General features: G+C 63.4%; 12 protein-coding genes. 7 read left to right on the top strand and 5 right to left on the bottom strand.

Translation table 11 applies throughout. The features are described 5' to 3' along the window. The first annotated feature begins 119 nt into the window (after positions 1-119). Entirely contained in the window at positions 120-530 is a 411-nt protein-coding gene (locus ACWAT4_RS30415; protein WP_449728759.1) for a hypothetical protein, read from the top strand. 171 nt (positions 531-701) lie between these two features. Here the strand turns inward: ACWAT4_RS30415 and ACWAT4_RS30410 are convergent, their stop codons facing one another. Further along, positions 702-923, bottom strand: a complete 222-nt coding sequence (locus ACWAT4_RS30410) for a hypothetical protein (RefSeq protein WP_212297687.1) — start codon at positions 921-923, stop codon at positions 702-704. Positions 924-1,041: 118 nt separating this feature from the next. After that, positions 1,042-1,494 carry a hypothetical protein gene (locus ACWAT4_RS30405; RefSeq protein ID WP_212297688.1) on the bottom strand — a complete coding sequence of 151 codons (453 nt, stop codon included), beginning with the start codon at positions 1,492-1,494 and terminating at the stop codon, positions 1,042-1,044. A 157-nt stretch (positions 1,495-1,651) separates the two neighbouring features. On the opposite strand from ACWAT4_RS30405, the gene ACWAT4_RS30400 reads away from it, so the two are divergent. Further along, positions 1,652-1,924 (top strand): helix-turn-helix domain-containing protein, encoded by a 273-nt coding sequence (locus ACWAT4_RS30400; protein WP_212297689.1) that lies wholly within the window; start codon positions 1,652-1,654, stop codon positions 1,922-1,924. On the opposite strand, the gene ACWAT4_RS30395 is transcribed toward ACWAT4_RS30400, so the two are convergent. Together ACWAT4_RS30395 and ACWAT4_RS30390 are read right to left on the bottom strand one after the other, a co-directional pair. After that, on the bottom strand, positions 1,921-3,153 hold the full coding sequence (locus tag ACWAT4_RS30395; RefSeq protein WP_449728758.1) for an aminotransferase-like domain-containing protein: 1,233 nt from the start codon (positions 3,151-3,153) through the stop codon (positions 1,921-1,923). The genes ACWAT4_RS30400 and ACWAT4_RS30395 overlap by 4 nt on opposite strands. Positions 3,154-3,413: 260 nt before the next feature. Beyond that, positions 3,414-3,941: a DUF3124 domain-containing protein gene (locus ACWAT4_RS30390; RefSeq protein ID WP_449731285.1), complete on the bottom strand. Its 528-nt coding sequence runs from the start codon at positions 3,939-3,941 to the stop codon at positions 3,414-3,416. Between the two features lie 67 nt (positions 3,942-4,008). Between ACWAT4_RS30390 and ACWAT4_RS30385 the strand changes: the two genes are divergently transcribed. The 4 genes from ACWAT4_RS30385 (at position 4,009) to ACWAT4_RS30370 (ending at position 9,412) form a co-directional block, all read left to right on the top strand. Next, positions 4,009-5,739, top strand: coding sequence for a cation:proton antiporter domain-containing protein (locus tag ACWAT4_RS30385; protein WP_449728757.1), 1,731 nt, complete (start codon positions 4,009-4,011; stop codon positions 5,737-5,739). 189 nt (positions 5,740-5,928) lie between these two features. Further along, entirely contained in the window at positions 5,929-7,005 is a 1,077-nt protein-coding gene (gene ribB / locus ACWAT4_RS30380) for a 3,4-dihydroxy-2-butanone-4-phosphate synthase (RefSeq protein WP_212297693.1), read from the top strand. 135 nt (positions 7,006-7,140) lie between these two features. Further along, the gene (locus tag ACWAT4_RS30375; RefSeq protein WP_212297694.1) at positions 7,141-8,355 is read left to right on the top strand and encodes an acyl-CoA dehydrogenase; all 1,215 of its coding nucleotides are present in this window, start codon (positions 7,141-7,143) and stop codon (positions 8,353-8,355) included. Positions 8,356-8,491: 136 nt separating this feature from the next. Beyond that, on the top strand, positions 8,492-9,412 hold the full coding sequence (locus ACWAT4_RS30370) for an MBL fold metallo-hydrolase (protein ID WP_212445159.1): 921 nt from the start codon (positions 8,492-8,494) through the stop codon (positions 9,410-9,412). Positions 9,413-9,480: 68 nt separating this feature from the next. Here ACWAT4_RS30370 and ACWAT4_RS30365 read toward each other — a convergent pair whose 3' ends face one another. Then, entirely contained in the window at positions 9,481-10,335 is an 855-nt protein-coding gene (locus tag ACWAT4_RS30365; RefSeq protein ID WP_212424787.1) for a DUF1499 domain-containing protein, read from the bottom strand. A 197-nt stretch (positions 10,336-10,532) separates the two neighbouring features. Here ACWAT4_RS30365 and ACWAT4_RS30360 point away from each other — a divergent pair, with 197 nt between their 5' ends. Then, on the top strand, positions 10,533-11,729 hold the full coding sequence (locus tag ACWAT4_RS30360; protein ID WP_449728756.1) for a hypothetical protein: 1,197 nt from the start codon (positions 10,533-10,535) through the stop codon (positions 11,727-11,729). Positions 11,730-11,747 lie beyond the last annotated feature (18 nt).

The following is an 11,747-nucleotide window of genomic DNA, read 5'->3' as shown; positions in this document are numbered from 1 at the left end:
CCGATGTCGGCTTTCGGGGGCAAGCAGTAGTCCTATGCTTCATCAGAGCACTTCTGCTTGTGACCCATAGCCGACCAAAGCCCTCATTTTGAGGCGACGTGTTCAGAGGCGGTTAGTCATTGTCCGACACCGCTTGGAAAGCGCGTATTGCTCGATCAAGCAATCCGAGACACTCTGGAGAGATGAAATCCGAAACTGCACGGCTCCCCAAGAGGCAAAGCTACCCGCTTCGTCCATCAACGCTAGAGGATGTGCTTAAGCGCGCCGGTGTTTCAATTGACGTCCATCTCATTCGGAGGCCGGGTGCGCTATTTGACGCGCATTTTTGGCCCCCCAATCCCGATGTGCCCTTTGAACGCCTTTACATTCGCGCGGGTTCGGTACCAGTAGAACAAGTGGGCGCTGTACGTCGCGAGATTGAGGCGAAGACACTCCCTATGCTGGTGAAATGGATTGCAAGCATTCTGGCGCAGGACCCAAAATCACCTATTCGGCGTGAACAGCAGGTGCTCGACCTCCAGGTGCGCTAGTCTAATGCCCCCTTGTGGCCCATAGCCGAAGTAGATCGATGTCCGCTGTCCGGCCGCTATTGGAGGCGGAGCGGACGTGGTGGATTGATGAGTACATGCCCTCGTCGTCTCTGCCGATCTGAACGCAAAGAAATGGCCCCGTGAGGGGCCATTTCCATTTTGCGTTGCGCATTAGTAGTCCATGTGGCGATGACCACGCTTGATCACCACGACGCGGTCGTGATGGCGCCAGCCGTGATGCCAGCCATTGTCGCGATGCTCGCGAAATTCGGCGCGGGCGCCGTACGGGCCGTGATGGCCGTGCTTGACGATTACGGTCTCAGCACTTGCCAGCGTCGGCGCCGCAACCGCGAGCGCACCCAGAGCGGCAACGACATAACCAAGCTTCTTCATGATGTCCTCCTCCAATCGAATGCAAACTTAAACCGCGCATTCGCGTGAACGTTCCGGAGCAACGGGAGGAAAATTCTGAATGGATGTTCAGAATCAAGACGATGGTTAATCGCAGCTGTTAATCGCAGCGTTGCTGTTCAAGCGTCGGCGCGCCGGTCCTGACGTATTTGCCGTCCCTGATCGTGTACTCGCCGCGCTCGCTGCGATTATAGATCGCGCGCAAGCTGCCTTCATTCGTGAGCAGCAATCCGAACTCGCGCGTCTGCTGGAGTGCGGGGAAATACACCATCACATTGAGCTGGCCTTCGGCGTCGACCGCGGCGGACACCACCTCGTTCTCGTCCCTGACGTCGCCGAAATTGCGCCGGTACATCACCCGGCCGTCCTTCTGGATTTCGTAAGTCAGCCGCGCGCCCCGGTCGCGGTCGGGCCGGGCCGCGCAGTCGACCGCCCAGGAGCCGAGCAGGCCCCAATGCTCGACCGTCTCGGCGAGCGTCTCGGCACGCGCCAGCGACGCGAACGCAATCCAAAGCACCGCCGCCCCGGTCCAGCGGCTCAAGCAACGCATCATGTCGAAAAGGGCCCCGCCTCGAAGAATTTCAAAGTGTAGCATCCCCGTTGCGGTCGTCCACGGCAGCGCACCATCGCGCGCGAATTTGATCCGCGTCAATGAGGCCGCATGGTTGCGGGGTAGGATGGCGCTCCCGAAGCGGAACGTGGATAGACCGATGCTGAACCAAGTGATGGATTTCGCGGGCGAGGTGTTGCCGGGGAGCTGTGCCGCGCCGCCTTATTCCGAGACCGCGTTTCTGGCCGAATTGGGCGAGCGCCTGCGATCTTCGCGTGCCCGCTGCGAGCTGTCGCGCCGGGAGCTCGCCCGCCGTTCCGGGATTTCGGAGCGGTATATCGCCCAGATCGAGGCCGGAAAAGGTAACGTTTCGATCGTCCTGCTGCTTCGGCTGGCCTCCGCGATCCATGGCAGTCAGCCACAAGCCGCTTAGGCCCGCTTCTCCACATTGGCACTGCGAGCCGGCACGCCGAACTCCTTGCGGCACACCTCAGCCAGCACGGCGACGCCTTCGCGGATCTGCTGATGCGAAGGGCTCGCAAAACAAAGCCGCAGGCGCGAGCCCGCGTGGCCTTTGTTGGTCGACCATTCCGGCCCCGGATTGATCGAGACCCCGGCGGCCAGCGCAGCCTGATAGAGTTTGAGCGTATCGACCTGGTCGGGCAGCTTCACCCACAGGAAGATGCCGCCCTTGGGCGCCTCGAACTCGGCTGCGGTGCCGAACTGCTCGTTGAGGGCTTCCATCAGCGTGTCGAGCTTGGTGCGGAGTGCCTTGGACAACGCCGGCACGTGGCTGGCGAAATGCGGCTTGCAATAGGTGGCGAGCACCATCTGCTCCAGCGCGCCGGAGCCGGCATCCGTCTTCAGCGCCAGCATTCGTGACATCACATCCCAGGGCGCCACGATGAAGCCGACGCGCAGCGCCGGCGCGATCGATTTCGAGAACGAGCCGACATGGATCACGCCGCCATTCCGGCTCATCGCGTAGATCGCCGGCGGCCGTTGTCCCGACCAGACCAGGTCGGCATAGCAATCGTCCTCGAAGATGGGCACGCCATATTCGGCCGACAGCCGCAGCAATTCGGCGCGGCGGCTCTCGGGCATGATGCTGCCGGTCGGGTTCTGCACGGTCGGAATGGTGTAGATGTATTTCGGCCGGATGCCGCGGCCCTTGAGGTCCGCCAGTGTCGAGGCCAGCGCGTCCATGCGCATGCCGTCGTCGTCGAGGGGAATGCCGACGGTGTTGACGCCCAGCCGCGTCAGCCGCTGGAGCGCGCCCTGATAGGTCTCCTGTTCGACGATCACGGTGTCGCCGCGCGTCAGCAGCGTGGTGTTGACGAGGTCGAGCGCCTGGAGCGAGCCGGACACGATCATGAGATCGTCGACCGTGCAGTTGATGCCGGCATCGCGCTTCAGTTTTGTCACCAGGAATTCGCGCAGCGGCACGTAACCCTGCGGACCGTGCGCCAGCCCGTAGGTGGCGAGCGACCGGCCCTCGCGTTGCAGGGCCTTGCTGGCCGCCTCGATCAGCTCGTCGAGCGGCAGCTGCTCGGAATCGTTATTGCCGCCGACAAAGCTGTATTTGGCAAGGCCCGTCCAGCGCGCAGAAGGGGCCGGCAGCCCTGCGGGAAACAGGGGCGCGAAATCGAAGCTGGACGTCATGGTAGCGTTCCTCGTTTTGTTCTTATTGAGCTTTGTTTTTATTGAGCGGCCGGCCTGGCGCGGAGCGGGCGCCGAGATTTCGATGATGTCATCATGCCAGTGTTTTGCCCGACGCGTCAAACAAAATTCGTAAAATCCGCATCTTCATTGCGGAGGGCCAACAAGGCATTGATTTGACTGTCGCGGCTACTGTGCATGGGGTTGTTTTCGTGTTTTCGATCTGCGGGCGCGATGGCACTCGCTCGAAGCTGCGGCCGACTTTACTTCTTGCCCACCGTCCTGGTCGGGCGACCCGGGCTGATGAAAGCGTAATGTGCATTGGCGACGCCGCCAACCATCAAGGCTTCGACCACCGGCTCGGCGATCTCGCCCGCGGCGGCCCAGTCGACGATGAAATTGGCACCGGTCCCGCCGCGCACGTCGTCGGTTGGAATGAAGATCGAGATGGTGGCGAGCGGCTTCACGGCGACCGGCGCCTTCAGATAGCTCTCGACCTGCTTGCCGGCGGTGTCGAAATAGGCGATGCGCCTGACCACCAGCGATTGCGTCTCGGAGGCGTTGTGGACGCTCAGCGTCACCGAAAAATCGACCCGCAGCTTGCCCTGGCTCATCGCGACGCTGGAATAGGCGGGCACGTAGAAGCCGCCGGACACGGCGAGTTCCTCCTTCGGCAGCGCCGTGAGCGAATCGGAGAAGGTCTGTTCAAGGTTCACTTTCGGCTGCGCCGCCGCCGCGCCAGCAAAGGCGAAGGGACATAGCAGCATTGCGATGGCAAGGCCCGCCCGCATGTGACGAATTGCTCGCTTGCCGCGCTGCACTCGGTCTCTAGGGTGCGGCAAAACGGACCGGTCTGGCATGCACGAGCTCATTCGCGACATCACTCTCTGTATCCTGTTCGCCTGGATGCTGGGCCTGCTCGCCCATTTTTCCCGGCAACCGCTGATCCTGGCCTACCTTATCGCCGGCTTCTGCATTGGTCCATTCGGCGCCGGCTGGGTCAAGTCGCAGGAATCGATCGGCGTCATCTCCGAGCTGGGCCTGATCTTCATGCTGTTCATGATCGGGCTCGAGATCGACCTGAAGAAGATCGTGCGTGCGGGCAAGGTGATCCTGTTCGCGGCCGGTGGCCAGCTGCTCGGCGGTTGCCTGCTCGGCATCCTGTTCTTTGCTAGTCTTGGGTTGTCGCTCGGCGGCGGCCATTTCGACGCGCTCTATCTCTGCATTGCCTGCGCGCTGTCCTCGACCGTCATCATCGTCAAGGTGCTCTACGAGAAGCGCGAGCTCGATACCTTGCCCGGCCGCATCACGCTCGGCGTGCTGGTGCTCCAGGACATCTTCGCCATCCTGTTCCTGGCGGTGCAGCCGAGTCTTGCGAACCTGCATGTCAGCGTCATCCTGCTGTCGATCGGCCGCGTCGCGGTGCTGGTCGCCGCTGCACTGCTGGTCAGCCGCTATGTGCTGCCGCGGCTGTTCCACCAGATCGCCCGCCGGCCCGAGCTGATCCTGCTCGGCGCGCTCGCCTGGTGCTTTCTCGTCGCCGAGACCGCCGAGCAGCTCTCGCTCTCGCGCGAGATGGGCGCCCTGATCGCCGGTGTCTCGCTCTCGACCTTCCCTTACGCGCTCGACGTCACGGCCAAGGTCACGACGCTCCGCGACTTCTTCATCACGCTGTTCTTCGTGGCGCTCGGCATGACCATTCCCGTGCCCGGCCTGTCGGTGATCGGGCTGGCGCTGATGATTGCAGCGTTCACGGTGGTGAGCCGGCTCCTCACCACCTTCACGCCGCTCTATCTGATGAAGCAGGGGCTGCGCGCGAGCCTGCTGCCCGCCATCAACCTGGCGCAGATCTCCGAGTTCTCGCTGGTGGTGATCCAGACCGGCGTCAGCGATAACCATATCGCACCGGAGACGGCGAATGCGGCTTCGTTCGCCTTCGTGGTGCTGGCCGTGCTCTCGACCTTCGTCATGACGCGCAGCGACGAGATCACTCGCTGGGCCATCGGTCCGCTGAAACGGATCGGCTTGCGCGATCTCGACCATGGCAACGGCCATGCCGAGGAGGGACAGGAAGGCGGCCATGGCGAGGCGCGCCGCATCGTCATCCTCGGCTTTTTCCGTGCGGCGAGCGCGCTGCTGGCCGAGATCGAACGGCAGACACCGGTGCTGCTGGAGCAGATCACGGTGATCGACTTCAACCCCAATGTGTACCAGACCCTGCTTTCGCGTGGCCTGCACGTCGTCTATGGCGACATCAGCAACGTCGACACGCTGCTCCACGCCGGGATCGGCAAATCCGAGATGATCATCCTCAGCGTGCCGGACGCGCTGCTGAAGGGTGCCAGCAACGAGAAGCTGGTCCGTCACGTCCGCACGCTCAACCCCAACGCCCTGATCGTCGCCACGGCCGATCTCCTGTCCGACGTCGGCGAACTCTATGCGGCCGGCGCCAGCTACGTCACCGTGACCCGGCTCAGCGACGCCCATGAGTTGTTTACGGTGATCGAGGCGGCCCAGGCTGGGCTTCTGGCCGACAAGCGCGCCGAACTCGACCTGCGGCTCGGCGAGCGGCGCGAAGTGCTGCCCTGAGGACGGTGCGGCCGCCTTCCGCCAGGGCGAGGACCGCCTATATCGCTGGTATCTTCGGTGCAAGCCTGAAAGCCTGGCTTGAAGCGGCCTCCAGGCATATGCGGTTGCATCCAGGACACTAGCGCTTGGGTCCAAGTCCGGCTAAGGCGTCGGTCAAGCCTCAGGCCCATAACCGATAGAGATTGGGAAATGCCCGATACCGTTCAGGAAGTCTTGCAGGCCTTTGCCCGGGGCGAGCTCGTCGTCGTGACCGACGACGAAGATCGCGAGGGCGAGGGCGATCTCATCGTCGCCGCCTCGTTCTGCACGGCGGAAAAAATGGCCTTCATCATCCGCCACACCTCCGGCATCGTCTGCGCGCCGATCACCACCGAGGACGCGCGCCGGCTGCGGCTCGATCCAATGGTCGCCCACAATGATTCCGCCCACACCACGGCGTTCACGGTGTCGATCGACTACAAGCCCGACGGCGGCACCGGCATCTCGGCCGAGGAGCGTGCCTCGTGCTGCCGCGCGCTGTCCAATCCCAATGCCGGCGCTAACGACTTCGCCCGTCCGGGGCACATCTTCCCACTGATCGCCAAGGATGGCGGCGTGCTGCTGCGCTCCGGCCACACCGAGGCCGCGGTCGATCTCTGCAAGCTCTCGGGCCTGCCGCCGGTCGGTGTCATCAGCGAGTTGATGAACGACGATGGCAGCGTGATGAAGGGCGAGCAGGTGGCCCAGTTCGCCGCCAAGCACAAGCTGAAGCACGTCACCATCGCCGACATGATCGCCTACCGACAGGCGCGCGAAAAGCTGATCGAGCGGGTCTCGACCTTCACGACCGACAGTCCGATCGGACCGCTCCAGGGCTATGCCTACCGATCGCCGTTCGATTCCATCGCCCACGTCGCCTTCGTCTACAACGGCGTCGGTGATGGCAAGAACGTGCTGACGCGCTTCCACAAGCCGAACATCGTCAAGGACACTTTTACCGGCCACAAGCGCATGGCAGCGGTGCTCGAGCACTTCAAGAAGTCCGGCCGCGGCGTGCTGGTTTATCTGCGCGACGGCGCGGCCGGCGTTCCCGTGTCGCCGCTGTCGGACGAGACGGCGACGGAGGCGGACCGCAACCGCCAGTGGCGCGAGGTCGGTGTCGGCGCGCAGATCTTGCGCGATCTCGGCGTCACCTCGATCCGCCATCTCACCTCGTCGGTGCACGACTACAAGGGCCTCTCGGGCTTCGGCATCGAGATCGTCGCCAACGAGCAGCTTGAAAGCTGACAGGCAGCGTCATTCCGGGTTCGACGCTGCGCGTCGCCACGGAATGACCGAAGCAGGATGCAATTGCACTTGTTGCCGCGTCGCATTAATTTGTCCGGCAATTTTTCGACGGAACCAGACCCGAAAGGACGTTTCATGAGCGTGCGCCCTCAGACCAAGGACAAGCCGGCTGCGGCTTCCTTCCAGTGGGACGATCCATTCCTGCTCGACGAGCAACTGACTGAAGACGAGCGCATGGTGCGCGACACCGCGCGCGCCTACGCCCAGGACAAGCTGCTGCCGCGCGTCACCAAGGCCTATCTGGAAGAGACGACCGACCGCGAGATCTTCAACGAGATGGGCGAGCTCGGCCTGATCGGCATCACGCTGCCGGAGGAATATGGCTGCGCCAATGCCAGCTATGTGGCCTATGGCCTCGTCGCCCGCGAAATCGAGCGGGTGGATTCCGGCTATCGCTCGATGAACTCGGTGCAGTCCTCGCTGGTCATGTACCCGATCTACGCCTATGGCGACGAGAGCCAGCGCAAGAAGTATCTGCCGAAGCTCGCCAGCGGCGAGTGGGTCGGCTGTTTCGGCCTGACCGAGCCCGATGCCGGCTCCGACCCGGCCGGGATGAAGACCCGCGCGGAAAAGGTCTCAGACGGCTATCGCCTGACTGGCAGTAAGATGTGGATCTCGAACGCGCCGATCGCCGACGTGTTCGTGGTCTGGGCCAAGTCGGCCGAACACGACAACCAGATCCGCGGCTTCGTGCTGGAGAAGGGCATGAAGGGCCTGTCCGCGCCGAAGATCGGTGGCAAGCTCAGCTTGCGCGCCTCGATCACCGGCGAGGTCGTGATGGACGGCGTCGTGGTGCCCGAAAGTGCGCTGCTTCCCAACGTCTCCGGTCTCAAGGGCCCGTTCGGCTGCCTCAACCGCGCCCGCTACGGCATCTCCTGGGGTGCGCTCGGCGCCGCCGAGGACTGCATGCATCGCGCCCGCCAGTACACGCTCGACCGCAAGCAGTTCGGCAAGCCGCTCGCCGCGACGCAGCTGGTTCAGAAGAAGCTCGCCGACATGGAGACCGAGATCGCTCTCGGCCTTCAGGGCTCGCTTCGCGTCGGCCGCCTGATGGACGAAGGCAAGTTCGCGCCCGAGATGATCTCGATCATGAAGCGCAACAATTGCGGCAAGGCCCTCGACATCGCCCGCACCGCGCGTGACATGCATGGCGGCAACGGCATCTCGATCGAGTACCACGTGATGCGTCACGTCCATAACCTCGAGACGGTCAACACCTACGAGGGCACCCACGACGTCCACGCCCTGATCCTGGGCCGCGCGATCACGGGCATTCAGGCGTTTTTCTGATTTGGTCATCCGTCATTCCGGGGCGCGCGAAGCGCGAACCCGGAATCTCGGGCCGCATTATTCCTGTTCCATCGAGATTCCGGGTCTGGCCCTGGCGGGCCATCCCGGAATGACGTCAAAGAACAAAGAAGAAGCCATGTCCGACAACGACGACGTCCCGTTCAACCGCAACTTTCCGCTTAAGTCCGGCGTCGTCGAGGAAGTCCGTCCCGGGGTGCGACGGGTGCTCTGCAACAATCCGAGCCCGTTCACCTTCACCGGTACCGTCAGCTACATCATAGGCACCGGCAACGTCGCGATCATCGATCCCGGTCCGGACGATGGGGCCCACGCGGCCGCGCTGCTCGACGCCGTGCGCGGCGAGACGGTGAGCCACATTTTCGTCACCCACACCCACCGCGACCACTCACCCAACACGGCGCGGATCAAGCAGGCGACCGGCGCCTCGGTATACGCCGAAGGCCCGCACCGCGCCTCGCGCCCGCGTTTCGAGAGCGAGAAGCACAATCCGGAATCGGGCTCCGATCGTGACTTCGTTCCCGACATCAGGATCGCTCATGGTGACGTCGTCGAAGGCGCCGGCTGGCGGCTCGAGGCCGTGGCGACGCCCGGCCATACCGCCAATCACCTTGCCTTTGCCTGGCCGGAGCGAAAATTCAACTTCGTCGGTGATCACGTGATGGGCTGGTCGACCTCGATCGTGGCGCCGCCCGACGGCTCGATGATCGACTACATGGAATCGCTCGACCGGCTCGCTGGGCGCGACGAGGATCTGTATTTCTCCGGTCACGGCCCGGAAATCCCGGAGGGCCAGCGCTTCGTGCGCTTCCTGATCCGCCACCGCAAGGCCCGCGAGGCCTCGATTCTGCACCGCCTCGCCAAGGGCGAGACGGACATCCCGACACTGGTGCGTGCGATCTATATCGGTATCGATCCCAGGCTGACCACGGCCGCCGGCTATTCAGTGCTGGCGCATCTGGAAGACCTCGTCGCGCGCGGCGTTGTCGCGACGGACGGCGATCCCGTGATTGGCGGGACTTACCGGATGGCGAGTTAAGGCGAATGGGGAGTAGCGAATAGATTGTCTTCCACTTGCTATTCGCTACTACTCCCCATTCGCCAATTTCACTTCTTCACCGTCTTCGCCGGCGCTTTCGGCGGCGCCACCGGGGTCTTCTTCGCCGGCTTGAGCGCATCCGCGTCGGCTGCGGTGTTGAGGTCGTCGATGAATTTGGTCACGCGCGCGGCGTTGCTGCCGAGGTCGCTGTCGAAGTAGCGCGAGGCGGAGCGGATATCGACGCGGGAATCATCGCCGTCAGGCACGACCCTGATCGAGATGTCCTCGCGAAAACCCATGATCGGTGTGCGCGCCACTGCCTCGATGCGGCCGATGCGGCGTGGCGGCTGCGGCTCGCGTTCGTCGATGACTGTCCATTTGCGCTTGATGACGAGCTGGCGCGCGATCGCATAGGCGCGGTCGACGGGGATCTCGAGCTCGATCGGCTCGATATCGGGATAGAACTGGCGCTGCTGCTCGGCCGAATAGAGGCCGGCATAGACGGCGGTGTTGGTGCCGTCCCCGGTGCGCAGGCGCGACAGCGCGTCGAAGCGCGGCGGGTCGATCGGATCGGTGGTGATGTCGTAGATATGGGGCAGCTTGCGGTAGAGAAGGCCTTGATACGCGGGATAGGCGAGGATCGCCCCGTCGATCAGGAAGGCGAGCAGGATGCGCGCCATGCCGCGCGAGCCGTTCTGCCAGATCGCGGCAAAGCCGGCGAGGCCGAACAGGATGGACAGCCCGGCAATCGCGAGTCCACCGAAGAACGTGGCGAGCGCCGGCTTCATCTCCAGGAAGTCGAAACGGACGATGATGGTCGACACCACTACCGCCACCACCGCGAACATGGCCAGATTGCGCGCCCAGGTCGCGAGGCTGGACACGGGCTCCGACTGGTAGGGAGCGGAAAACCTGCGGGCCATGCTGTTCCATCACCGATATGAGCCGCCGGTCGAGGGCACGAGCGACGGGAGCAAGCTGACCTAGCGCATTTTCCGCAGGGCTGTGAAGCGGTTTATCCCCGTTCTGAACCGATGAAGGGCCGGGCAGTTGCGATCGAACCAGTGGCGCGCGCCCGGCCACATACATGTGTATCGTGTTTGGCGGGAGGGGTATGGGAATGCAGGGGGAGGTAGGGACGCAAGGCAAGGCGGAGGATGGTGGCGCGGCTCTCGCGCGGCGCCTGCTTCTGCTGCGGTTGACGATCCTTGTCGCATTTTGCATTGGGTTGGCGATGTCGCCGGGGCTATGGATAGGGCCACGGTCTTATCCACAGGTGCCGGTCTGGTCTCTGCTGCCGCCGATCGAGGGCGCTGTGGCGGCAACACTCTATGGCGCGCTGTTCGCGCTGGCGGGGCTTGCCGTGATCGTTCCTCGCGCCCGCTGGCCGATCGCGGGCTTCCTCGCCATCATTGTCGCGTTCTGTGTTGCCGACCAGACGCGATGGCAGCCCTGGGTGTTTCAATACAGCTTCCTGCTTATGGTGGTCGGGCTCGCGGGCGGTGGTAGCGCGGACGTCAATCTCCAGACGCTGAACCTGGCCCGTCTGGTCATTGTTTTCACCTACGTCTTCTCCGGACTCCAGAAGATCAACCTCAACTTCATGGAGAACGAGTTTTCCTGGATCATCACGCCGATCACCGGTCTGCTTCCATCGATGAGCACCCCTCTCGATGCCCTCGGCTTTCTGGTCCCCTTCGTTCAGGTGGCGTTCGGCGTCGGTCTGTTGACCCGGCGCTTCCGTCGCGCCTCGCTCACCGCCGCGGTTGGCATGCACATCTTCATTCTGGCGATGTTCGGTCCGCTGGGGTTGAACTGGAACGACATCGTCTGGCCATGGACTGCGGCCATGGCGGTGTTCGACGTGCTGCTGTTCTCGAGCCCCGATGACTTCACGTGGCGCGATATCGTCTGGAACGTGCGCGGCCTTCGCCATGGCGCGGCGATGGCACTGTTCGTGGTGCTGCCGGCACTGAGCTTCTTCAACCTCTGGGATTCCTACCTGTCGTCGGCGCTCTATTCCGGCAATCTCACCGAGGCGCAGATCTATCTGAGCGACCTCGGCGCGGCTTCGACGCCGGGCGGTGTCCGTCCGTACCTGGTCCACACCTCGGAGAACACCAACGTGCTCAATCTTCAGCGCTGGGCGATCGAGGATCTCAACGTGACGCCCTATGCGGAAACGCGCGTTTTCAAGACCATTGCCGGAAATCTGTGCCACGCCTTGCGCGACCGCAACCAGCTCGTGCTCGTGGTGAAGGAGCAGCGTCTGTTCTTCAGTCGCCCGGAGGTCGGCTTTCGCTGCTCGCAATTGTGAGGGGCCCCGAAAACAATG

Source organism: Bradyrhizobium sp. T-1, assembly GCF_053592855.1.
The sequence above is the reverse complement of the archived record's forward strand: the minus strand, read 5'-3'. Positions and strand labels throughout refer to the sequence as shown.